Raw genomic sequence first — 24,389 nt, 5'->3', positions numbered from 1 at the left:
ACTTGAAAAATTTAAACTATTATTTAAAAGCACAAGATAAAATCTTGTGCTTTTTTCGTTTACACTATTTTAATTTGTAATTTAGCAGGAGTTAATTTTTAATCATTTTTTTTTGACTAAAAATTAAAGCGGTTCATGATTAAAGTCATAAAAACTATGATGTTGAATTTTGCAAAAGAAAATAAAAAAATTAAGTAAAAATTAAATATAATATTATGAAAGTAACTGTAGTAGGAGCAGGAGCAGTAGGTGCAAGTTGTGCAGAATATATCGCTATTAAAAACTTCGCTTCAGAAGTTGTGTTGTTAGATATTAAAGAAGGTTTTGCTGAAGGTAAAGCTATGGATTTAATGCAAACAGCATCTTTAAACGGATTCGATACAAAAATTACAGGTGTAACTGGCGATTATAGCCAAACTGCTGGTAGTGATGTTTGTGTTATTACAAGTGGAATTCCTAGAAAACCAGGAATGACAAGAGAAGAACTTATCGGTATTAATGCTGGTATTGTTAAGAATGTATCTACAAGTTTACTTGAGCATTCACCAAATATGATTCTTATCGTAGTGAGTAATCCTATGGATACAATGACATATTTAGCGCATAAAGCTACAGGTTTACCAAAAAGTAGAATTATTGGAATGGGTGGAGCTTTAGATTCTGCTCGTTTTAAATACAGATTAGCTGAAGCTTTAGGAGCGCCTATTAGCGATGTGGACGGAATGGTAATTGGTGGACATAGCGATACTGGAATGTTTCCTTTAACGCGTTTAGCAACTAGAAATAGTATTCCTGTTTCAGAATTTTTATCTGAAGAACGTTTAAATCAAGTTAAAGAAGATACTAAAGTTGGTGGAGCGACATTAACTAAATTATTAGGAACTTCTGCTTGGTATGCTCCGGGTGCAGCTGTATCTGGAATGGTTCAAGCAATTGCTTGCGATACTAAAAAGATATTCCCTTGTTCAGCTTTATTAGAGGGTGAATATGGTTTAAACGATATTTGTTTAGGTGTACCAGTTGTTTTAGGAAAAGATGGTATCGAAAAAATAGTAGATATTACACTTAACGACGAAGAAAAAGCGCATTTAGCAGCAAGTGCTGAAGGTGTTAAGAAAACAAACGGATTATTAGAATTCTAATTTGTTTTAATACATAATACTAAAGACTGTCTGAAAGGACAGTCTTTTTTTGTTTATAGAAGTTTTTCAATGCAATCGTCTCTTTAATAGCTTACTAAATAGGAGATAAAAGGATAGGTTTATAGCTTTGTTTTTGTCCTCTTTTTTAATGCGTTTATATCCGGTTTGTGCGAAATTACGGCAGTAAATAGTTGTTCGAAATTGATAAATTCGGTACCTTAGGGGTAGTAAAATCTATCTAGTTATGGGGCCAATTATAGTTACAACGAACTTCTCTAAATTGTCTGATAATGCCGTGTTATATTCAGCATCATTAGCCAAGTATTTTAATAGAAAGCTTATCATTTTTAATGCTTTTCAAATTCCACTTCACGCTTCAAATACATTATTATCGGCAACATCAATTAATAATTTGATGCAAAATAATATAGATAGCTTGAAGAAGACTGCATTGTCTTTAAAAGAAGAATTTAATATTTCTGTAGATTACGAATGTGGTTATTTTGAATTGGAAAATAAAGTCGATTTACTAATGGAAAAGTTTGACGCCTCTCTTTTAGTAATTGGGATGTCTGATAAATCTTTAGAACAGAATTTATTGGGAAATCCAACAACTACTTTAATTAGTATGAAAAAGTTTCCTGTTTTAGCTGTGCCAATACATGCAAAATTTAAAGGGATAAAGAAAATTCTTTTTGCTTGCGACTTAATGCAAGATGTGCCTTTAAAGACGTTAGCTAGATTACGTCAAATATCTAACGATTTAAAATCTGAGGTTACCGTGTTTTATGTTGATGAGAAAATAGATGAATTAAAGTTAAATCCTAAGACACTTAGTAATATTGATAACGAACTTGAAGATGTTACATACTTATATAAGAATGTGAAATCTGATACTATTATAGAAGAAATTGACAAAGAAATTAAAAGATCTGACTCCGAGCTATTGGTAATGATTCCGAAAGCATATGGTTTTTGGGAATCTTTAATTCATAAAAGTAAAACAAGAGTTATGGCTTCTGGTCTAAATATACCTTTGTTATCTATTCCAGTTAAATAGAGTGTGCGTTTCAATATTAAAATCATGTTATATTTTTAATTATAATCTTGTTGTGCTATTAGAGTCTCTTTGGGAAGTTTTTCTTCTGCTTTAACCATGCTAAAAAAAGGAAGTGTCAAGTTGTTAAATTAATAATTATCGGGAATTACGAGGTTGTTTTTTAAGCGTTTAAGGTGCTGTTGATAATAATCGATTAACCATAGAACGTAATCTTAATTTTTTCATATATTTGGCGCATGAATTTGAGATGGTACTTTAGTACTTTAACTATAATCGTAGCCTTGTTTTTTGGTGTTGCTAGTCAACAACAAAACGCTGTGCCTAATCAGGAAATTGTACTGCAGCTTTCTGGTGATGTATTTGCGCAAGATAATGCCGATGAAGCCATTTCTGTAGTTAGGCAACAATTACAAAATATTGGTGCAGAAAATATTCAAGTTAATGAAGATGAAGCAGGTGTTTTAAAAATTACCTATTACTGCGATTCTGATATTGCTAGTATTAAAAAAATCTTATCGGAAGATCAATCTTTAGAGTTTGAAAATTCTACTTCAAAACACAACCAATCACCTTCAGAAGAAAAAGGAAGTACTTATAATTTTGATGTTTTCGAAATTCACAACGGTTACGACTTTGCCTTTAATCATGCAGGAAAAGTTGCTGTAGAGTTAAAAGCAAGTAGTCATCATTTTACTAATCTACACGATTATTCATTTATTAGCCAAACTGTCGACGTTATTGAAATGTATTCAATTAGAGTGGCTTATAAGTTTTATAAAGATATTGCACTTGCAATAGATAATAATTCTAAGAAAATACCCGAAGTTAGGGCTGGACCTTTGGTTTAAGGAGGTCTTGATATTTGCTTGTTTTAAGATGGCGTCATTTCTAAGTGTATAATTTCGTTTAATTCAACTTCCTTAAAAATATAAATGGAGTGTAGTGCTCATGCATTCACTTCAATCGTTAGCTAGACAAATCGGTCTATATGCTATCTTCACTTATAAATAAACAAAAACAATATTATATGTTTAGCTGTCCATAGTGCAGTTAACATTTGAAAAAATTGATTAATAAATAATTAAATAATGCAGAATAAAGGATTAGTAAAGTTGTTTGCAGTTTTGTTCGGTTTGGTAAGTATTTACCAATTATCGTTCACGTTTAAGGCAAATAGTATCGACGACGATGCAAAAGCGTATTCCAAAGGAAACCCCGTAATAGAGGCTCAATATTTGGATTCATTATCAACACAAAAAGTATTTAACATAGGTGTTGCAGATTACACTTACAACGAGGTAAAAGACAAGGCAATGAATCTTGGTCTTGACCTTAAAGGTGGGATAAATGTAATTCTTCAAGTTTCTGTAAAAGATATCTTAAAAGGTTTAGCTAATCATACTAGCGAACCCGCATTTAACAAAGCGTTAGATGATGCTTCAGAACTTCAGAAAAACAGTCAGAATACATATTTAGAAGATTTCTATGTGGCTTTCGATAATGTTAAAGGAGAATCTAAATTAGCATCTCCAGACATTTTTGCAAACAGATCGTTAAGTGATGAGATTACTTTCGATATGACAGACGATGAGGTGAAGCCAATTATCAACAGAAAAATTGACGAATCTATTACATCTGCTTTCGAAGTATTACGTAAGCGTATTGATGAATTTGGAGTTACATCTCCAAACATTCAACGTCTTGGTGAATCTGGACGTATTTTAGTTGAATTACCAGGTGTTAAGGATGTAGAACGTGCTAAGAAATTATTGCAAAGTACAGCACAATTAGAATTCTGGGATGCATATAAAGGAGAGACATTAATTCCTTTTATTATACAAGCTAACACGGTCTTAAAAGCAGAGGTAGATTCACAAACAGAAGTTGTAGAAGATGTAGTTGTTGAGACATCTGAAAGTGATTCTCAAATTGATGAATTATTAGGAGAAGCTGTAACAGATTCTATACAAGTTGCAGGAAACCCGTTATTAGATTTAATTGTTGGGCAAGGTTACCAAGGTGGACCAGTTGTTGCTAAATTTGATATTAAAGACAAGCAAACTGTTTTAGATTATTTAAACAGACCAGATATTAGAGCCTTACTTCCTGTAGAACAACGTTATGCTAAGTTTGCTTTTGGTATGCCAGAAAATAATAGTAGCGCTGTAGATTTATATGCATTAATTGGAAACAGAGAAAATGTACCACCTTTAAGTGGAGCAGTTGTTACCAACGCAACACAACAGTACGACCAACTAAGTAAGCCAGCGGTATCTATGCAAATGAATGCTAAAGGAGCTAAGTTGTGGGAAGAAATGACAGGTAGAGCATATTCTCAAGGAAGCCAAATTGCTATTGTATTAGATAATGTTGTATACTCTGCACCAGGTGTAACTACTGGGCCAATCGCAGGTGGAAATTCAGAAATTTCTGGAAACTTTTCATTAAACGATGCTATCGATTTAGCAAACGTATTACGTGCTGGTAAATTACCTGCTTCTGCAGATATTATTCAGAGTGAAGTTGTAGGACCATCTTTAGGTCAAGAAGCTATTGATAGTGGGGAAATTTCTTTCGTTATCGCATTAGTATTGGTATTAGTTTGGATGTTATTCTATTATGGTAAAGCTGGTGGTTTAGCAGATATTGCAATGGCATTTAACATCTTACTTATCTTTGGTGTTTTATCTGGATTAGGAGCTGTATTAACATTACCTGGTATTGCCGGTATTGTATTAACTATTGGTATGTCGGTAGATGCAAACGTGTTAATTTTTGAACGTATTCGAGAGGAATTATCCAATGGTAAAGGTCAGAAAGAAGCGATTCAAGACGGGTTTAGTAATGCATTATCTTCAATTTTAGATGCTAACATTACTACAGGTTTAACAGCATTAATCTTATTTGTATTTGGTACAGGTCCAATTAAAGGATTCGCAACTACATTATTAATTGGTATTGTAACGTCTTTATTTACTGCTATTTTTATTACTAGATTATTAATTGACTGGTATGTTGCTAAAGGTGGTAAATTAGATTTCTCAACAGGAATTACTAAAAATTTATTCAGAAATATTAACATCGAATTCCTTCAGAAACGTAAAATTGCTTACATCATTTCAGGAACTTTAATTGTAGTTAGTTTAGGATCTTTATTTACTAACGGATTAGATGAAGGTGTAGATTTTGTTGGAGGTAGAAATTACCAAGTACGTTTTAGCGAAGAGGTTAGTCCTTCAGAATTAGTGCCAACTTTAGCTGTAGCTTTTGGTAGTGCAGATGCAAAAACATTTGGTAGTTCTAACCAAGTTAAAATTACAACTAAATATAAAGTAGATGAAACAAGTGCTGAGGTAGATGAGCAAATCAGAAAAGATTTATTCACGGCTTTAGAACCACATTTATCAGGTATTACTTATGAAGACTTTATTAGTGATAACGAGCACAAGACTATTGGTTTAATGAAATCTTACAAAGTAAGTCCAACAATTGCCGATGATATCAAGAAAGAATCATTCTGGGCAGTATTAGGATCTTTAATTGTAGTGTTCTTATATATCTTACTACGTTTCAAAAAATGGCAATATTCATTAGGAGCAGTTGCTGCTGTATTCCACGATGTTATTATTGTATTGGGTGTATTCTCTTTAACTTACAAATTCATGCCTTTTAACATGGAAATCGATCAGGCGTTTATCGCAGCAATCTTAACCGTAATTGGTTATTCGCTGAATGATACCGTGGTTGTATTCGATAGAATTCGTGAGTATTTTAATGAGCATCCAGAATGGAACTTAACAAAAGTTGTAAACGTTTCTTTAAGTAGTACACTTAGTAGAACGTTAAATACATCGTTAACAACATTAGTTGTGTTATTAGCAATCTTTGCTTTCGGTGGAGATTCAATTCGTGGATTTATGTTTGCATTAATAGTTGGGGTTGTAGTAGGTACATACTCTTCATTATTTATCGCGACACCTATTATGTACGATACATTAGCTGCTTCTGAAAAGAAGAGAAAATTAAAAGAAGGTGAAGTTGCTGCATAAGTAATTAAGTCTTAATTATTATAAAAAAGCCTTCTAAATATAAGTTTAGAAGGCTTTTTCTTGTTTGTAATCATTCTGTAAATAGTATTTTTTCTAATGATTTATAGGTTGTTTATCAATAGCGTCCTAAACGATTAATCTCTTTTTTAAAAAAGATTGACCGGTACTGACTTTATTGAATTACTTGCGCTGAGGGAGGTACTTTTTCGACATAAGTTGAATTTTGTTTTTTGGGTTGGCCTATCGAAAATTTATCGTAAAATTTGAAGAGAAAGTATCGCGAAATTTAAAGCTGTTTGAGCTAAACCTATGTTTCTATATTATTGATTTTTAGTAGCGAGTTCTTTAAATTTAGATACTGAACGAAAAATTTAGATAAAAGTTCGTAAGCCTAGATTTTTTTGGCTTGGTTTATCCAGAGCGTAGTCGAAGGATCTTTTTATCAATGAAAAAATGAACATATAATATTATTTAAGACACGATTAGTTGTTTATATTTATAGTGCACCTTGAAATACATTTTTTTTCAACCTATTTTAAAGGATGATTTTATTGTTAAAAAAAATATCGAGAACCCATTTCGTAGATAGAAATTAAGATTCTCGATACTATTTTATAAATGGAAAAATGAATGAAATAAATGTGATTTCTATAAGAATTTAGGTTTTAAAACCACCATAGCCCAAATCCAGTTTTGAGTGCCGGCAGCTAAATCTTTAGGTACTCCTTTTAGTTCGTACATACCGTCTGCAGCAAACATTTGAGAATATCCAGCTGAAACACCAAACTCTTTAAATTTGTGTTGAAACACCAAATCTACTTCTGTCCCTAAACTTTTGTCTCCGCTAGGTAAAGCCTCAGCACCAGAAAAATTTAAAATACTTACAAGTAACCCAGATTTTTCTCCTAATGTAAAATTAGCATTTACATGCAAATCTACTAAACCTACAGAATTGGCATGATTCCCCACATAGAAGTAATCCATAAAACCATTAAACTTGTGGTTGGTTCCATATAGCGGAAAGAATGCTTCTGTTTCTTTAGCATCAGAATCTGTCGATTTCCCACTTATGTATTCAAATCCTGCTCCCACTTTAACTTTAGGAGTAATTTTATAGTGTATATCCAAGCTCGCTAATAAACCAGTGTTTACTTTAATTCCACCTTGACGATTTCCTGTTTGTAAGTAAATATTACTAGCTGCATTAAACTTATCCTTAGTATATTCTAGATACGTTCCGAAGGTTTGCAAGTTGCTAATACCATCAGCCTTATCATCTTCATCAAATTCTTGGAAACCGTTATTTAAAAATAGAAAACTTGCTGAAAAGGCATCCCAAGTGTTTTTTAAGTAAGCATATTGCATGGTTTTATAAGAGAAAAAACCAGTAGTATAATAGGTGTTATCTGTGTTTTGAAACCCAGAAATATTGTCGTAATCCTGATTGTAAGCAAGTCCAAAATCAAATTTAAAAGATTCTTTACCTAATCTAACAAGAAGGGCATCGTGATTCCGTCCTTGTTGTGTCCAATCTACAGCACCTAAAATACGCTGATCGTCGTAAGAAATAACTTGACGACCTAATTTAGTAGACCAGTTTTCGTTAAAATTAAATGAGGCCCAGGCTTCAAAAAAGGAGATTGAATTGTTGTTGTCTTCAGGAGAAAGCTGTGTGTTTTCTCCCCAAACAAATACGTCCTGAATTCCAATATAGACTTCATACGTTTCTTTTTTAAATCCGAAATTAACACGTGCTCGAGTAGAAATTCCATACGCCGGATCTGCATCCTCTGGCATTATGGTTCCGTAACCATGTCTGTATTCTGTACGTGGTCTAAATTCGCCGTCAATAGATAATTGAGCAAAACAGCTCGTTGTAATAACTACAAGTAAAGCTGTTAGTAGAGTAGTTTTGGTCATAATATAAAGTGAGATTTAATTAATAAAGTGTTCTGCATTTTTTAAAAAATTATAGTTAAATAAAACAATTACTTATTAAAGGGAATCCAATCAGAGCTTCGGTTTTCTCTACTTTAAAAATAACGATTTCTAATATTATTATGTAGAATTTCATTATTAATAATTTAGATGCCCTTTGTTTTAGTTTTTGGTAAAAATACGTATTAATTCCAAATTCATTCAGTTTTAAGTAAAATAATTAAGTATTAATACTTACTTTTGAAATAAGTAATTGAATAATAACTACGTATATGAAAAAAGTTATAGTTGTTGGAAATGGAATGGTAGGATATAAATTTTGCGAAAAATTTATATCTAAAGCGTCCAATGAAGAATATAAGTTAATCGTGTTTGGTGAAGAACCTAGACCGGCCTACGATCGTGTTCATTTAAGTGAATATTTTCAAAATCAGGATGCAAAAGCTCTAGAGCTAGCTCCTGCAAATTGGTATAGCGACAATGGAATAGAATTAATTTCTAACGAACGTGTAACAGACATTCATAGAAAATCTAAAACCATTACCACTTGTAGCGACGAAAGTTATGAATACGATTATTTAGTGCTTGCCACAGGATCCTTACCTTTTGTTCCTCCAATTAAAGGAGTAGAAAAAGAAGGTGTTTTTGTATATCGTACCATTGAAGATTTAGAAGGTATGATGGCCTATGCAGATAAGCTAAAGGCAACCAAACCGGGTGCTAAAGGAGCTGTTCTAGGTGGTGGACTTTTAGGTTTAGAAGCAGCGAAAGCTGTTATGGATATGGGGTTAGAGCCTCATGTTATCGAGTTTGCTCAGAAATTAATGCCTAGACAATTAGATTTACGTAGTAGTAATGTGCTTCAAGTTAAATTAGAATCTTTAGGAATTAATATTCATTTAAATAAAGCAACAAATCAAATCTTAGGAACCAAAGCAATTGAAGCCATGGAATTTGGTGAAGATGATGTTTTAGATGTTGATATGTTGGTTATTTCTGCAGGTATTCGTCCGCGAGACGAACTAGGAAAAACCTGTGGATTAGATATGGGAGTTCGTGGCGGAATAACCGTGAATAATAAAATGCAAACATCAGATCCTGAAATTTATGCTATCGGTGAAGTTGCGCTTTACAATCATATGATTTATGGATTAGTTGCTCCAGGTTATGAGATGGCAGATGTTGCTGTCGAGCAAATTATTGGTAACGAAGATGTGTTGATGAGTGCAGATATCGACATGTCTACCAAATTAAAATTAATCGGGGTAGATGTTGCAAGTTTTGGTGAGCCTTATATGCCAGCAGATAAAGGACATTCTATTTTATTTGAAAATAAAACTAAATACTTATATAAGCGTATAAATGTAAGTCACGATGGGAAAACACTTTTAGGAGGTATTCTTGTTGGTGATGCTTCAGATTATAACATTTTGCATCAAATGTATTTAAATGGTATTCCATTACCAGAAAATGCAGAAGATTTAATTCTTGGTACACGTGCCGATGGAGGTTCTGTTTTCGGAAGTGCTATGGATTTACCAGATACCGCTCAAATTTGTTCTTGCGAAAGTGTGAGTAAAGGAGATATCTGTTCGTCTATTACTTCAGGAGAATGTAATAATGTAGCCGAAGTTATGTCGTGCACAAAAGCCGGATCGGGTTGTGGTGGCTGTAAACCAATGGTTGTAGATCTTGTAAATGAAACTTTAAAATCGTTAGGTAAAGAAGTTAAAAATACAATTTGCGAACACTTCGATTATACTCGTCAGGAGTTATTCGGAATTATTAAAGTTAAAAAATTAACTTCTTTTAATGAAGCACTTGATGCTTGTGGAGAAGGAGATGGTTGCGAAACATGTAAACCTTTGGTGGCTTCAATTTTTGCTAGTCTTTATAATGATACAGCAAATAAAGAAGATGTGATTCAAGATTCTAACGATAAATTCTTAGCCAATATTCAACGTAACGGAACCTATTCTGTTGTGCCTAGAATTGCTGGAGGAGAAATTACACCTCAAAAACTAATCGTTATTGGAGAAGTTGGATTAAAATATAATTTATATACTAAAATTACTGGAGGTCAGCGAATCGATTTATTCGGAGCGCAATTAAACGATTTACCTGCTATTTGGAAAGAATTAATTGATGCTGGTTTCGAGAGTGGACATGCCTACGGAAAATCGTTAAGAACCGTAAAAAGTTGTGTCGGTTCTACATGGTGTCGTTACGGAATGGATGAAAGTGTAGGTTTTGCTATCGCTTTAGAAAATCGTTATAAAGGATTACGTTCACCTCATAAGCTTAAAGGAGGAGTATCTGGTTGTATTCGTGAATGTGCTGAAGCCAGAGGGAAAGATTTTGGAGTGATTGCTGTAGAAGGTGGGTGGAATTTATACGTCTGCGGAAACGGGGGAGCAACACCAAAACACGCCTTACTTTTAGCCGAACAAATTGACAATGAAACCTGTCTTAAATACTTAGATCGTTTCTTAATGTATTACATCCGTACTGCTGCACCACTTATGAGAACTGCTGCATGGTTAGATAAATTAGAAGGTGGAATTGAGCAATTAAAATCTATTGTGATTGATGATAGCTTAAACCTTGCCGAAGAATTAGAAAGTGATATGCAAGGCTTAGTTGATGCTTACGAATGTGAGTGGACACAAGTTATAGAGCGTGAAGAATTACAAAGCAGATTTAAGCATTATATCAATTCAGACGATAAAGATGATAATGTTGTTTTTGTACCAATGCGAGATCAAATTATGCCAGAACCTTGGTCGACTAACTAATACTTAAAAACTTAAAAATTATGGATACTATTATAACAGGATTACAGCCGGCTTTTCATCCAGATCAAGTAAAAGTGTGGTTTAAAGTAGCAAAAGTGAGCGATTTTCCAAAAAACGGAGGCTCTTGTGTGAAATATAAAAACAAACAAATTGCAGTCTATTATTTCGAAAGAAGAGATCAGTGGTTCGCTTGTCAAAATGCATGTCCTCATAAATTAGAAATGGTATTGTCTCGCGGTATGATTGGAGATGATAAAGGAATCCCGAAAATCGCATGTCCGCTGCACAAAAAAACATTTTCATTAGTTACTGGAGAGAATTTGAATGGTGATTTAGACGCAATTTCAATTTATCCAGTAAAAATAGAAGACAACTTTGTGTATATCGGATTTTCTGAATAGATTTGAGTAGATATACTAAAACATAATATTGTGAGTGCAAAATTTGAACAAGCTATAGCATTAATAGACGAAAAAAATGCTCAAGATCTAAATCGCGAAATTAGTAATGGTGAGTCTATGCCAAAGGAATTGCTGTATTCGCAGCGCATGACAGATTGCTTGTTAAACTATATGCCAACGGCTTCAGAAGTTTTACAAATTGCAGCTCGCGCACAACATATTTGTCGTTGGGAGATTCCAAGAAATGAATATCCTATGACGAAAGCTGGATATATGAATTGGCGTAACGATCTTAAAAAGATGCACGGTAACTTAACAGGTGAAATATTAGAATCTGTAGATTATGAAACCGATTTTGTAGAACGCGTTCAGTTTTTAATGAGTAAGAAATCATTTAAAAAAGATCCAGATTCACAAACATTAGAAGATGTAGTGTGTCTCGTTTTTTTACAATATTATTTTGAGGATTTCGCGACCAAACACGACGAAGAAAAATTAATAGATATTGTACAAAAAACATGGAATAAAATGTCTGATGCTGCACATAAAAAAGCCATGACATTACCTTTTTCGGAAGCTAGTTTTAAACTTATTCAACAAGCTTTAGCTTAAACACAATTTAAATGGATGACAGCAGAAGTTTCGTTAGCTACTAGTACATTTAATAGGCTCCGGCGTTTATATGTATTAGCACTTGGTGCTATTGCTCTTTCTGTAATTGTGAGTCAGATCATAGTCAGAAATTTCTTGAATGATCAACAGGACGATTCTACAGTTATAAATATTGCTGGTAGACAACGTATGTTGAGTCAGAAACTAAGTAAAGAAGTGCTTTTAATTTCAGGCATAACAAATATGTCTCAGCGTTTAGTTTTAAAAGATACTTTAAAATATACCATTCACAGATGGAAAACGTCACACCTTGCTCTACAAAAAGGTAGCGATAGCCTAAAACTTTCAGGTAACAATAGCGAGAAAATTAAAGCGTTGTTTAATCGTCTTCAGGTGCCATTCTCTGCAATGGTTGAAGCTTCTCAGAGTATTATTTCAAGTATAGAACGGCAACCAAATATAGCTCAAAATGAGTTGCTACCCTTTGAAAAAGAGGTGACTGAAAATGAATATCAGTTTCTAACTATCATGGATACGATTGTAAATCAGTATGATGTTGAGGCTAATGAGAAAGTAAATCTCCTGCGTAGATGGGAGTTGTTTTTAATGATATTTACTTTAACATTGTTGTTTTTGGAGTTTATGTTCATCTTTAAACCAACGGCTAGAATGGTTAAAAAAACCATTTCTCGATTGTTGTTTTCAGAGAAAAAAGCGATAAAACATGCGATTGTTGCAGACGGTTTGCGCGAAGAAAATGAAAAATCTGTGAAGGAGCTTCGTGTTTTAAATCAGGCAATGGATAAAACGTTGTTATTTGCCAGAGTAACTTCAGAGGGTTCTATTCTTCATATTGGCGAGAAATTTTCAAAATTATTTCAGCATTCTAAATTCAATATCAATGTAAACTTTTCAGAATTAATTTCAACTGAAAAAATAGATCAACAATATGTCGAACATGTGTTAAGTGTTCATAATAAGGTGGGTTGGCAAGGAGAAATTAAAGCTTCAAAAAGTACAGGCGAAGCCCTTTGGCTAGAAATGTATTTAATTCCTATTTATTCTAAATCTGAAACATCAGAAATATTAATTATCGCCTCAGATATTACAGAAAAGAGGCAAGCACAATTGGATGTAGAATCGTTAACAAAGGCGAGTTACGAGGAAAGGATGAATCAGCAAAAAATCATTTCTTCTAAGATTATTGAGAATCAAGAAAAGGAACAAAACCGTATTGCTAAAGATATACACGATGGTATTGGACAAATGTTAACGGGTTTAAAATACAATTTGGAAAGTGTTAATTTAAACGATTTAGAAAAGGCATCCTCTAAAATAGAACATTTAAAAAGTCTGACGGGCGATATTATCCAGGGTGTACGTGCAGCAACTTTTAATTTAACACCACCAGAATTAAGCGATTATGGAATTGTGCCAGCTCTTTCTAAACTAACTCAGGAATTGGCTAAGCTAACCGGTAAAAGAATTGAACTTTATAATCGTACAAATTTTAATAAACGATTAGATTCTTTGGTCGAAATAAATATATATCGCATTACTCAAGAAGCGATAAATAATGCGATTAAATATGCAGATTCTACGTATATTTTAGTGTCCATTTCACATAGCGAACATATTCTAAGTATCACGATAGACGATGATGGTAAAGGGTTCGATGTAAATCGACCAAAAAACATTAGAACAGGTGTTGGAGGTATGGGAATGACGTTCATGAACGAGCGTATTAACTACATAGATGGTCGCCTGTTTTTAAATTCTTCAAAAGAAACAGGGACAAGAATCACTTTAAATATACCTATTTAATTAGGCGTATTTACTTAATTTTTGATTATTTTGCTAAGTAATTAATTCGAAAATATAAGTAAATGATAAATGTAGTATTAGCAGACGATCATGTTTTGGTGCGCGATGGAATAAAATCTTTATTGGAAGATCAAGAAGGTGTTCATGTTATTGATGAAGCATCAAACGGGAAAGAAGCTATAAAGGTGGTTGAAATAAGCAAACCAGATGTTCTTATTGTTGATATTCGTATGCCAGAAATGAATGGGATTGAAGTGGTTAAAGTTCTAAAAGAAAGCAATAATCCAGTAAAAACCTTAGTGCTATCTATGCACGATTCTGAAGAATACGTGTTAAATGCAATTAATGCTGGTGCCGATGGGTACTTATTAAAAGGATCTAGCAAAGAAGAATTTATAAAAGCGCTACAAATGGTTGCTTCTGGCGGTAAATATTTCACTGGAGATGTGTCTTCAATCATTATAAAAAACATGATTAACGGAGGGAAACAGGAAGAAGAAGTTGAAAAAGCGGAGTCTGTTTTTAACTTAACCAAACGAGAAAAACAAATTTTAGCTCTGGTTTTAGATGGTAAAAGTAATAAGGAAATCTCCGAAGATTTGGATGTAAGTAAACGAACAGCAGAAGTGCATCGTTTTAATTTAATGAAAAAACTAGATGTTAAAAATCTAATAGAGCTTACTAAGATAGCTTCTAAGTATAAGCTAGTTTAAAATTTAAAGACATACTTCATTATATTTTAGCTTTTTAAGCTGACTTTTTGAAAGATTAACAATTTAAGCCTGAATTTTTACTAGGTACGTAATAATTGAAAAAATACGTAATTTTACACGTAGTAATTAAGTATTAATACTTAATTTTATCACACTAACGTAAAAATTCAATTGTTATGAATTCAACTAAAGCTACAAAATTAGATCTTTTAAATGTAAAAAGTCTTCCAATCCGAACGTTTTGGATTACATCCATAGCCTTTTTCTTATGTTTCTTTGCCTGGTTTGGTATAGTGCCATTTATGCCAGATGTTGTTAAGGATTTAGGTTTAACACCTTCGCAAAAATGGAATTCCATTATACTTGCAGTATCGGGAACGGTATTCGCTCGTTTATTAATAGGTAAACTATGTGATAAATATGGGCCACGATTATGTTATTCTTGGTTACTTGTTATAGGAGCAATTCCTGTAATATTATTAGGATTTGTACAAACACCACTTCAATTTTTAGTATGCAGATTCTTTATCGGGTTTATAGGAGCTTCGTTTGTAATTACTCAATTTCACACATCAATTATGTTTGCTCCAAACATTGTAGGTACAGCAAATGCAACATCTGCTGGTTGGGGGAATTTAGGAGGAGGTGCTAACCGTTTAGGTATGCCTTTAATTGCTGCAGCAGTTGTTGCTTTTGGAGTAGCAGAGTCTGAAGCTTGGCGTTATTCTATGATTATAGCTGGTATTGTGTGTTTCTTAATGGGACTTATATATTACAATTTTACTCAAGATACAATACAAGGAAATTATAAAGAATTAAAAGCTTCTGGAGATATGCCAGAAACCAAGAAAGATGATGTTGGTTTTATGGAAGCGGTTAAAGATTACCGAGTTTGGATTTTATTTTTTGTGTATGCCGCTTGCTTCGGAATTGAATTAACAGTCTATGGTACTATGGACGATTATCTTCAAAATACTTTTCAATTAGAACGTGTTACAGCAGGAAATATCGTATTATCTTTTGCTTTAATGAATATTTTTGCAAGAACATTAGGTGGGTATTTCGGTGATAAATTTGGAAAATTAAAAGGCTTACGAGGTCGTGTGTTATTTCTAGCAGCGATATTGGCTGCAGAAGGAATTATGTTAGCTTTATTCTCTACAGCAACAAGTGTAATATTAGGAATTGGACTTTTAGTATTGTTTAGCTTAACTGTGCAAATGGCAGAAGGTGCAACATTTTCAGTCGTACCTTTTGTAAATCAAAAAGCGATAGGTTCTATTTCTGGAATTGTTGGAGCAGGTGGAAACGTAGGAGCGTTTTTAGCAGCGATTTTATTAAAATCTAAATCGGCAGTAGCTGAAAAAATAGCGATTTCCGCAAGCGAAGGTATGGGGCCAGAAGCAGTTAAAGCAGCACAAGCAGCAGCATCTTCTGCAGCAGTCTCTAGCGGGTTTTTATTAATAGGAGGTATTGTTATTTTAGTCGCTGTTGGAACTTTAGCCATTAAATTTGCTACCGTAACCAATGACATTACTGAAGAGGAAACAGAAGATGAGTACGATTCTCAAATGGCTACACAATCCATTTAAAATACAATTAGAAATTACCCTCTTGTAATAGATAGTTTTATTACATTTAAAATGAATAGACAATGTATTTAAATACATAAGATGCTTCAAAAAGAAATTAAAACAACGTGTTCGTACTGTGGTGTTGGCTGTGGTATTATCGTAAAGAAGGACGAAAACAATAAAGTTTATGTGGAAGGTGACAAAGACCATCCAGTAAACAGAGGGATGTTATGTTCTAAAGGAATGAATTTGCACTATGTAGCAAACGATGTGTCCGACAGACTATTATATCCGCAAATGCGATGGAGTAAATCGCATCCTTTGGAGCGTGTAAGTTGGGATACGGCTTTAGACAGAGCAGCAAAAGTATTTAAATCTATTATACAAAAGCACGGTCCAGATAGTGTAGGGTTTTATGTGTCTGGACAGTGTTTAACCGAAGAATATTATATTGCCAATAAACTTACAAAAGGGTTTTTAGGAACCAATAATATCGATACCAATTCAAGATTATGTATGAGTTCGGCTGTTGTGGGTTATAAAAAAACATTTGGGGAAGATTCTGTTCCTATTTCTTATGAAGATATAGAATTAGCAGATTGTTTCTTAATTACCGGAGCAAACCCTGCTTGGTGTCATCCGATACTTTTTAGACGTATAGAACAACATAAAGAAAAGAATCCGAATGTGAAAATTTTGGTTGTAGATCCTCGTAAAACGGATTCTGCTAATTCCGCAGATCTTCATCTTCAAATTCTACCAGGAACAGACGTTATTTTATATAATGCTATTGGTAGACATCTTATTGATCGTCGATTGATTGATAAAAATTTCATTAAAGATCATACAGAGAATTTCGAAAAATATAAAAAACAGGTACAGTCAACATCATTAAAAGAAGCTGCAAAATTATGTGGAATTACCGTTGACGAAATTAAAAAAGCAGCGCAAATTATAGGGAACTCAAAAGCGTTTATTAGCATGTGGGCTATGGGTCTAAATCAAAGTGCGATTGGAACTCATAAAAACTTTGCGCTTATAAACTTATCTTTAATTACAGGGCAAGTAGGGAAACCAGGTTCTGGGCCGTTTTCTTTAACAGGTCAGCCTAATGCCATGGGTGGACGTGAAGTTGGTGGTATGGCTAATTTATTAGCTGTGCATAAAGATTTATTTAATGAAAAGCACCGCCAAGAGGTAGCCGATTTTTGGAACGTTGATAAAATTTCTGATAAAGCTGGATATACTGCAACCGAAATGTTTGATGCTTTAGAGTCTGGAAAAATGAAAGCTGTTTGGATTGTATGTACAAATCCTATGGTGAGTATGCCAAATGCACATCAAGTTGAGAGAGCTTTGAAACATGCTAAATTTGTCGTGGTTCAAGATATTTCAAATCGGTCGGATACCTTAGAGCATGCCGATTTGGTTTTACCCGCAGCAGCTTGGTTAGAAAAGGAAGGAACGATGACAAATTCCGAGCGTCGTATTTCATATTTACCAAAAGGCATTGAAGCACCAGGAGAAGCTAAGCCAGATGTGGAAATTCTGTGTGAGTTTGCTCAGAAAATGGGCTTCAATGGTTTCAATTATAATTCTACTGCAGAAATTTATCAGGAATATACAGAGATGACAAAAGGCTCTAATATTGATGTTTCTGAATTAAATTACGAACGATTAAAAGAAGAAGGCACATTTCAATGGCCCGTTTCAGAACAAAAGAAAGACGGAACACCACGTTTGTTCGAAGATAAAAAATTCTATACGCCTTCTCAAAAAGCGATATTTAACGTACCAGACTTTATTAATAATGTTTCCGATTTACCAAATGAAAATTATCCGTTAATTTTAACGACGGGACGAGTTCGCGACCAATGGCACACCATGACTAAAACAGGGAAAGTGTCGCGTTTAAAAACACATTATTCTACACCCGTTTTAGAAATAAGTCCGGTAGATGCTTTCTTAAATAAAGTTAAAGATGGCGATGTTGTCGAGGTTAAAAGTGGTAAAGGAGTTGTTAGGGTTCGTGCCAAAGTAACCGATAGCGTTAAAAATGGCGTTGTGTTTTTGCCGATGCATTGGGGAAAACAATTACAAAGTGATTTAAACCGAACGAATAATTTAACACATACTATTGTAGATCCGATTTCTAAAGAACCGGATTTTAAATATACTCGTGTTTCGGTTTCAAAATATAAAAAAGAAAAAGAAAAAATTATAGTAGTTGGTGCTGGAGCCGCTGCGTTCCGTTTTATTCAGAATTATAGAGAGCATAGTGAAACCGACGAAATTGTTGTGTTTTCAAAAGAAATTAACCCGTTTTATAATCGTGTTTTACTTCCTGAATATGTGACAGAAGAGCTGACTTGGGAACAACTTTTAAAGATAAAATCGAAAGAATTAAAGAAGCTTCAAATAGAATTATACTCAGAAACCTATGTTGTTGAAATTGATCGTGATAATAAATTAGCGACCGACAATCATGGGAATCATCATGCATACGATAAGTTAATTATGGCTACGGGTAGTCGTTCTTTTGTGCCTAACGATGTTCAGTTAAATTTACCAGGCCGTTTTACATTGCGCTCTAAAGATGATGCAGACCGCTTTAAGTCGTATTTAGATGGCACAAATTTAAAATCAGAAGATCAGCATGTTACTATTGTTGGTGGTGGACTTTTAGGTTTAGAACTTGCTGCTGCTTTAAAACACAGAAATGTAAATACTACGATTATTCAGCGTGCATCTAATTTAATGGAGCGCCAATTGGATACAATTTCAAGTAAGTTATTGGCAAAACATGTACAAGAACTAGGCATTCAGATTTATTTTTCGAATGAAGTAAGTACCGTTTTCGATGACGATGAAACTAATAATGCTTTAAATATTACATTGAAGAGTGGAAAAACCTTCAAATCTAATGCAATTGTATATGCTATAGGTACACGTCCGAATATTGAAATAGCGAAATCTAGTGGCGTAGTTTGTGGTCGTGGTATTAAAGTGAATCATCATTTACAATCGTCAGATCCAAGTATTTTTGCCATTGGAGAAATCGCCGAATTCAATAATAATATTTTAGGAATTACATCGGCGGCAGAAGAGCAAGCAGCAATTTTAGCAAATTATTTGGCTGGAGATATAAGTAGTATATACAAAGGTTCTGTCTCCATGAATATATTAAAATTTAGCGATTTAGACTTATGTAGTTTAGGTAATTTAACGGTTCCAGAAAACGATAATAGTTACGAAGAAATCATTTTTATGGATATGTCTAAACGTTACTATAAAAAATGTATCGTTAAAGACGACTTGTTAGTTGGAGCTGTTTTGATGGGTGATAAGAATGAATTTGCAGAATTTAAAACCCTTATTGAGAGTAAAGTAGAACTGTCTGATAAACGTGATAAACTATTACGAGGTGCATCAAACGATAAGCCCGTAATAGGTAAGTTGGTGTGTTCTTGTAGTCAAGTTGGTGAAGGCAATATAAATGAAGCCATAAGTAAAGGCTGTACTAATTTTACCGAATTGTGTAACCAAACAGGTGCAGGATTAGGTTGTGGTAGTTGTAAGACAGAAGTGCGAGAGATATTAAATAACCATAAAGTTTTAGCCTAATGCAAGAGTTATCTAGATTAATTGTAAAAGGAGGCGTGTTATCTCCAGGGGAATTAAAATCGATTTGTTTAACAGCAGAAGGTTTAGGTTTAGACGCCATTTCGTTTGGGTCCAGACAAGATATTTTACTTCCAGGAATAGTAGATTCTAAGGAATTAGATGCTATAGAGAATATGCAAATTATACCTTCTTATGGTAAAGGTTCGGAGAATATAGTATCGTCTTATGTAAGTGCTGGGATTTTTTCAAATACATCTTGGTTAACTGGTGAAAAATATTTGTATGTCTTAGAACAATTCAGACAAGATCCTCAATTAAAAATCAATATTACAGATCCAAAACAACGTATGGTACCTCTGTTTACTGGCCATTTAAACTTTATAGCATCAGAGCACGAAGATTATTGGTATTTGTATGTGCGATTACCAGATTGGGAAAAAACGGAGATGTATCCCGCTTTAATTTACAGTTGGGATATGGCCAAAATTGAAGCAACTATTGAAAGTTTGCTGCAAGAGGAACCTGAAACAGTAGAGATGATTTTCGATCTAGTAAACGATGCTATCGATACAAATAATAGAACTATAGATAAACCATTGCAAGTGCCTTTTTATCCGTTTCCATATTATGAAGGGATGAATAGAATTGGGAACGATAAATATTGGCTAGGACTATATTGGAGAAATAACAAATACGATTTGGCCTTTTTAAAAGCGATGTGCGATTTGTGTGCAGATTGTAAAATAGGTAAGATTTCAATCACACCTTGGAAGTCGTTTATCGTGAAAGATATTCCAAATGAAACCAAATTGATTTGGGAAAAATTCTTAGGAAAATTCGGAATTAACGTACGTCATTCCATGTTAGAACTGAATTGGCATTTGCCAGTTGCTAACGATGAAGCTTTAAAACTTAAGAAGTATTTAGTCACTAATTTCGACCAAAACGATATTAGTACCTACGGACTAACCTTTGCAATTACCGAATATGCTAAAAAAGCATATTACTTCACATCTATTGTAATCGAAAAGAATGAACAACCAAAAGGCTTGTCGGAATTTAAAATTCGTGACACCTATAATTTGTTGTATGCTAAAAATTTCGATCCGAATACCAGAGAATATATTACACATGTTCAGGATGTAGACCAAGTAGAATTACCTGGATTATTAATGGAATTAAGTCAGTTGTATTTTGAACAATTAGGAACGGAGCGCGACGAAGAAAAATTAGCGAATAAAACTGATGAAATCGTTGAGACGGAAGTGTACCAATGTCAAGATTGTTTAACCATTTACAATGAAGCTTACGGCGACGAAACTCAAAATATTTCACCAAACACCCCTTTTTCTGATTTACCAGAAACATACGAGTGTTCGCTTTGCGAAGCGCCTAAATCAACTTTTGTAAAGAAAACATATAAGCGTCACGTTAATCAAGATTAACCGCCAATAGTAATCATACTACGATTGTTGGTGTGATTTTCTGGATTATTTAAAGTTTCAAAATCTGTCATGCCTGCTCGAACTGCATATTTCTTTTGAATTAAATTAGAGATAAGTGGCTCTATGTTTTCTCCTTGTCTATAAGCCGTTAATAGATTTGTTTCTTGATTAGAAAATAAGCAGTTTTTTATATTTCCATTTGCAGTTAATCGAATACGATTACAACTGTCGCAAAAAGGATTGCTTACAGAACTTATAATGCCAAAGATACCTTTATAGCCTTTTATTTGATAATTTCTTGAAGTAAAATTTCTTTCGTTTTGAAGTGATATTACATCATCTTCTCCAAAATAAGCATTGGTTTTTTCTAAAATATCCGCTTGGGTTACAAGTTTATCTTTGTTCCAATTGTTGCCATCAAAAGGCATAAATTCTATAAAACGAATCGAGATCGGAAGATGTTTTGTAAACTTTATAAAATCTATAATTTCATCTTCATTAAAGCCTTTAATGAGAACGACATTCATTTTTACATTAAAACCCTTTTCCATTAAAAGAATGATATTATCATAAGCTTTTTTAAACTGATCTCTACGTGTAATAAAAGTGAATTTTTCAGCTTGTAAACTATCTAAACTTACGTTTATGTCTTCTAAACCATACCTTCTAAAATCGTCAATAAATCGATCGACGATTACAGCATTTGTGGTAATGGATAGTTTGGTGTTTAAAATAGAAAGTTGTTTTAAAATTTCAGAAAAATCTTTTCGAACTAATGGTTCTCCACCCGTTAACCTAATTTTGGTAACACCATGTTTTACAAATACCGATGCGATTTTAAAAATCTCATCAGCAGTCATAATATTTGCTTTTGGTGTTAATGGTACGCCATTTTCTGGCATACAATAGGTGCACCGTAAATTACACTTTTCGGTTAACGAAAGGCGTAAATATGAATGTTTTCGTCCGAAATCGTCGGTTAATATGTTGGTGTCTTTTTTCATTTTAATGTTGCTGACCTCTTAATATTTTGAAGATATGAAGTACGTGTGGAAACACTGCTTCCATAGATTCTTTCGCGCCATTAGTCGAACCAGGTAATGCCAAAACTAAGCAATTGCCAATGGTTCCCGCAACACTTCTGGATAGCATTGCATATGGCATACGATCCTGTCCATAGCTTCTAATGGCTTCTTCAATACCTGGGATTCTGCGTTCTAAAATAGGCTCTAAAGCTTCTGGTGTGACATCGCGATATGATAATCCAGTTCCGCCTGTAAAAATGATGAGGTTATTGGTTTCGGCAAGTGAAATAGCTTTTGCACGTATCAATTCAATTTCGTCTGGAATAACATCGTAATTTTGAATGTTTACAGCGTTTGCTTCTAGTTTTTCAATAATAGCTTTACCTGCGAAATCTTCTTTTTTACCTTCAGAAATTGAATCTGAACATACAATTACACTTGCATTTAAAGTCGAAATTTGCTTGTTGGGGTAACTGCTTTTGCCACCTTTCTTCTCTACTAATTTTATTGTACCAATTTCAATATGTTTATCGATAGGTTTTAGCATATCGTACATGGTCAATGCAACAACAGATGCGCCGTGCATAGCTTCAACTTCAACGCCTGTCTTATAAATGGTTTTTACATTGAAAATGATATGAACTTCCAAACCATGAATTTTGTATTCAATAGATGTGAATTCAATAGGCAAAGGGTGGCAATCGGGAATTACGGTATGTGTGTTCTTTACAGCAAAAAGACCAGCAGTTTTAGCCATTTCGAACACATTCCCCTTTGGAACTAAATTCTTCTGAATGGCTTCAATTGTTTCGGGTTTACTCACTTTTACAATAGCCGTAGCTGTTGCAGTGCGCAATGTGCTTATTTTATGGGTAATGTCTACCATTTTATTTGATATTGGTTTTCCATTGGTGGGTATCGTCCTCAAAGATTTCTTTGCCAAAAATGGGAACTTTCTTTTTTATAATATTTACTAAATATTCGGTTGCAGCATAGACTTCTTTACTGTGTTTAGCCGATACAAATACAAAGAAGCAAATTTCTCCAGCATTGATTTTTCCTAGGCTGTGATAAATATGCATACATGTTAAATCGAAGGTTTTAAATGCTTTTTCGCGAATCTCTGCAATTTGTTCTAAAGCCATGTCTTCATAGGCTGTAAAATCTATTGCTGCTACAGTTTTGCCATCAATCTCATCTGCGCGAACTTGACCTAAAAATATATTATGTCCGCCAATAGTGTGTTTACTTTGGTGTTTTGCGATAGAATCTGAAATGAAGCTGGGTGAAATAGCACCGTCTATAAATACAGTTTTCTTTTTCATGAGTTTTAATTTTTTAATTTGTTTGTGATTTCTTTTTACCCGCCAGCAAATGGGGGTAATAAAGCAATTTCGTCTTGAATTTGAAGTGTAATATCTTCAGAATCTTGAATTAATTTCTGATTTAAAGCCACATGAAAAGATTTCGGATTAAACTGATATTTTATATTTAGGTCTTTCAGTAATTCAGAGAGCGTTACCGCTTTAAATTCTAGGTGTTCTTCACTACATTTTGTGTGTTCGGCAAGCATGCCAAAATATTTTATAGTAATCATTTGCTTATTTTTTTTTAGAAACTAAACCTTCCGTTATTTTATTCATTTCGTCTACTTTGTTCTGAAAATCACCTTTTAAAGTTTTTCGGTAAACATTTAAATTCGATACCATTTCGGTAATATTTTCAGGAATGATTTCCTCAAAAAGCTGACGTAAACGTTTGGCTGTTGTTGGTGATTTTCCGTTGGTTGAAATTGCTATTTTTACATGACCTTTAGTAACAACGCCTCCTAAATAAAAGTCGCATTGGTCTGGAGTATCGGCAATGTTAACAAGTAAATGTTTGGCTTTTGCATCTTTATTAATTTGAAGATTAACATCTAAATTGTCTGTACATCCAATAATAAAATGACGCTTTTCTAAATCTGAAATATCGTATGCTTTTTGAATCAAATTCACATGAGGATGCAGATTTGCTAAAGTGACTAGTTCTTCCAAAAAATCTATAGATACCAAATCTACATTCGCATTTGGGCTCGATTTTAATAAGAAGCTTAATTTTTCTAAACCTACATTTCCGCCGCCAACAATTAGGACGTCCAGTTGGTTTACTTTTAAAAATATGGGATATAATTCGTTACGTTCCATG

Annotated in this window: 18 protein-coding genes; 12 read left to right on the top strand and 6 right to left on the bottom strand. The window is 33.6% G+C overall.

All coding sequences use genetic code 11. The features are described 5' to 3' along the window. The first annotated feature begins 215 nt into the window (after positions 1–215). The 4 genes from mdh to secDF all read left to right on the top strand — a co-directional run bounded on the left by mdh (position 216) and on the right by secDF (position 6,251). Positions 216–1,142, top strand: a complete 927-nt coding sequence (gene mdh, locus R6X41_RS02590; protein WP_318497107.1) for a malate dehydrogenase — start codon at positions 216–218, stop codon at positions 1,140–1,142. Positions 1,143–1,386: 244 nt separating this feature from the next. Continuing rightward, positions 1,387–2,202 (top strand): universal stress protein, encoded by an 816-nt coding sequence (locus tag R6X41_RS02585; RefSeq protein ID WP_318497106.1) that lies wholly within the window; start codon positions 1,387–1,389, stop codon positions 2,200–2,202. A gap of 236 nt (positions 2,203–2,438) precedes the next feature. Next, positions 2,439–3,050, top strand: coding sequence for a hypothetical protein (locus tag R6X41_RS02580; protein ID WP_318497105.1), 612 nt, complete (start codon positions 2,439–2,441; stop codon positions 3,048–3,050). A gap of 240 nt (positions 3,051–3,290) precedes the next feature. After that, the gene (gene secDF, locus R6X41_RS02575; protein WP_318497104.1) at positions 3,291–6,251 is read left to right on the top strand and encodes a protein translocase subunit SecDF; all 2,961 of its coding nucleotides are present in this window, start codon (positions 3,291–3,293) and stop codon (positions 6,249–6,251) included. Between the two features lie 648 nt (positions 6,252–6,899). On the opposite strand, the gene R6X41_RS02570 is transcribed toward secDF, so the two are convergent. Then, complete coding sequence (locus tag R6X41_RS02570; protein WP_318497103.1) at positions 6,900–8,171, bottom strand: alginate export family protein; 1,272 nt, start codon at positions 8,169–8,171, stop codon at positions 6,900–6,902. 290 nt (positions 8,172–8,461) lie between these two features. Between R6X41_RS02570 and nirB the strand changes: the two genes are divergently transcribed. The 8 genes from nirB to R6X41_RS02530 all read left to right on the top strand — a co-directional run bounded on the left by nirB (position 8,462) and on the right by R6X41_RS02530 (position 21,177). After that, a complete protein-coding gene (gene nirB / locus R6X41_RS02565) occupies positions 8,462–10,984 on the top strand; it encodes a nitrite reductase large subunit NirB (protein WP_318497102.1) in 2,523 nt (840 codons plus the stop codon). Between the two features lie 20 nt (positions 10,985–11,004). Continuing rightward, the gene (gene nirD / locus R6X41_RS02560; RefSeq protein ID WP_318497101.1) at positions 11,005–11,385 is read left to right on the top strand and encodes a nitrite reductase small subunit NirD; all 381 of its coding nucleotides are present in this window, start codon (positions 11,005–11,007) and stop codon (positions 11,383–11,385) included. Between the two features lie 30 nt (positions 11,386–11,415). Beyond that, entirely contained in the window at positions 11,416–11,997 is a 582-nt protein-coding gene (locus R6X41_RS02555) for a DUF4202 domain-containing protein (protein ID WP_318497100.1), read from the top strand. A gap of 15 nt (positions 11,998–12,012) precedes the next feature. Continuing rightward, positions 12,013–13,821 carry a sensor histidine kinase gene (locus tag R6X41_RS02550; RefSeq protein WP_318497099.1) on the top strand — a complete coding sequence of 603 codons (1,809 nt, stop codon included), beginning with the start codon at positions 12,013–12,015 and terminating at the stop codon, positions 13,819–13,821. Positions 13,822–13,883: 62 nt separating this feature from the next. Then, positions 13,884–14,534 (top strand): response regulator transcription factor, encoded by a 651-nt coding sequence (locus tag R6X41_RS02545; protein WP_318497098.1) that lies wholly within the window; start codon positions 13,884–13,886, stop codon positions 14,532–14,534. A 176-nt stretch (positions 14,535–14,710) separates the two neighbouring features. Then, positions 14,711–16,126 (top strand): MFS transporter, encoded by a 1,416-nt coding sequence (locus R6X41_RS02540; RefSeq protein ID WP_318497097.1) that lies wholly within the window; start codon positions 14,711–14,713, stop codon positions 16,124–16,126. Between the two features lie 81 nt (positions 16,127–16,207). After that, positions 16,208–19,732, top strand: coding sequence for a molybdopterin-dependent oxidoreductase (locus R6X41_RS02535; RefSeq protein ID WP_318497096.1), 3,525 nt, complete (start codon positions 16,208–16,210; stop codon positions 19,730–19,732). Beyond that, on the top strand, positions 19,732–21,177 hold the full coding sequence (locus R6X41_RS02530; RefSeq protein WP_318497095.1) for a rubredoxin: 1,446 nt from the start codon (positions 19,732–19,734) through the stop codon (positions 21,175–21,177). Before R6X41_RS02535 ends, R6X41_RS02530 begins: the two co-directional genes overlap by 1 nt. On the opposite strand, the gene moaA is transcribed toward R6X41_RS02530, so the two are convergent. The 5 genes from moaA to R6X41_RS02505 are packed head-to-tail and all read right to left on the bottom strand — an operon-like array spanning position 21,174 to position 24,388. Then, positions 21,174–22,181, bottom strand: coding sequence for a GTP 3',8-cyclase MoaA (moaA, locus tag R6X41_RS02525; protein ID WP_318497094.1), 1,008 nt, complete (start codon positions 22,179–22,181; stop codon positions 21,174–21,176). The two genes, R6X41_RS02530 and moaA, sit on opposite strands and share 4 nt — an antisense overlap. Position 22,182: 1 nt before the next feature. Next, positions 22,183–23,088: a bifunctional molybdenum cofactor biosynthesis protein MoaC/MoaB gene (gene moaCB, locus R6X41_RS02520; protein WP_318497093.1), complete on the bottom strand. Its 906-nt coding sequence runs from the start codon at positions 23,086–23,088 to the stop codon at positions 22,183–22,185. Between the two features lies 1 nt (position 23,089). Next, positions 23,090–23,527 carry a molybdenum cofactor biosynthesis protein MoaE gene (locus tag R6X41_RS02515; protein ID WP_318497092.1) on the bottom strand — a complete coding sequence of 146 codons (438 nt, stop codon included), beginning with the start codon at positions 23,525–23,527 and terminating at the stop codon, positions 23,090–23,092. A 35-nt stretch (positions 23,528–23,562) separates the two neighbouring features. After that, on the bottom strand, positions 23,563–23,799 hold the full coding sequence (locus R6X41_RS02510) for a MoaD/ThiS family protein (RefSeq protein WP_318497091.1): 237 nt from the start codon (positions 23,797–23,799) through the stop codon (positions 23,563–23,565). Positions 23,800–23,803: 4 nt separating this feature from the next. Then, positions 23,804–24,388 carry a precorrin-2 dehydrogenase/sirohydrochlorin ferrochelatase family protein gene (locus R6X41_RS02505; RefSeq protein WP_318497090.1) on the bottom strand — a complete coding sequence of 195 codons (585 nt, stop codon included), beginning with the start codon at positions 24,386–24,388 and terminating at the stop codon, positions 23,804–23,806. Between the last annotated feature and the right edge of the window lies 1 nt (position 24,389).

Source organism: Formosa sejongensis, from assembly GCF_033447105.1.
Classification (GTDB): Bacteria; Bacteroidota; Bacteroidia; order Flavobacteriales; family Flavobacteriaceae; genus Formosa.
Note: the sequence above shows the minus strand (reverse complement) of the source record. Positions and strands in the feature narration are given on the sequence as shown.

Bases quoted from the DNA above. Each gene is read 5' to 3' on its own strand.
- mdh (WP_318497107.1), top strand. From the start codon at position 216: ATGAAAGTAACTGTAGTAGGAGCAGGAGCAGTAGGTGCAAGTTGTGCA.
- R6X41_RS02585 (WP_318497106.1), top strand. From the start codon at position 1,387: ATGGGGCCAATTATAGTTACAACGAACTTCTCTAAATTGTCTGATAAT.
- R6X41_RS02580 (WP_318497105.1), top strand. From the start codon at position 2,439: ATGAATTTGAGATGGTACTTTAGTACTTTAACTATAATCGTAGCCTTG.
- secDF (WP_318497104.1), top strand. From the start codon at position 3,291: ATGCAGAATAAAGGATTAGTAAAGTTGTTTGCAGTTTTGTTCGGTTTG.
- R6X41_RS02570 (WP_318497103.1), bottom strand. From the start codon at position 8,171: ATGACCAAAACTACTCTACTAACAGCTTTACTTGTAGTTATTACAACG.
- nirB (WP_318497102.1), top strand. From the start codon at position 8,462: ATGAAAAAAGTTATAGTTGTTGGAAATGGAATGGTAGGATATAAATTT.
- nirD (WP_318497101.1), top strand. From the start codon at position 11,005: ATGGATACTATTATAACAGGATTACAGCCGGCTTTTCATCCAGATCAA.
- R6X41_RS02550 (WP_318497099.1), top strand. From the start codon at position 12,013: ATGACAGCAGAAGTTTCGTTAGCTACTAGTACATTTAATAGGCTCCGG.
- R6X41_RS02545 (WP_318497098.1), top strand. From the start codon at position 13,884: ATGATAAATGTAGTATTAGCAGACGATCATGTTTTGGTGCGCGATGGA.
- R6X41_RS02540 (WP_318497097.1), top strand. From the start codon at position 14,711: ATGAATTCAACTAAAGCTACAAAATTAGATCTTTTAAATGTAAAAAGT.
- R6X41_RS02535 (WP_318497096.1), top strand. From the start codon at position 16,208: ATGCTTCAAAAAGAAATTAAAACAACGTGTTCGTACTGTGGTGTTGGC.
- R6X41_RS02530 (WP_318497095.1), top strand. From the start codon at position 19,732: ATGCAAGAGTTATCTAGATTAATTGTAAAAGGAGGCGTGTTATCTCCA.
- moaA (WP_318497094.1), bottom strand. From the start codon at position 22,181: ATGAAAAAAGACACCAACATATTAACCGACGATTTCGGACGAAAACAT.
- moaCB (WP_318497093.1), bottom strand. From the start codon at position 23,088: ATGGTAGACATTACCCATAAAATAAGCACATTGCGCACTGCAACAGCT.
- R6X41_RS02515 (WP_318497092.1), bottom strand. From the start codon at position 23,527: ATGAAAAAGAAAACTGTATTTATAGACGGTGCTATTTCACCCAGCTTC.
- R6X41_RS02510 (WP_318497091.1), bottom strand. From the start codon at position 23,799: ATGATTACTATAAAATATTTTGGCATGCTTGCCGAACACACAAAATGT.
- R6X41_RS02505 (WP_318497090.1), bottom strand. From the start codon at position 24,388: ATGGAACGTAACGAATTATATCCCATATTTTTAAAAGTAAACCAACTG.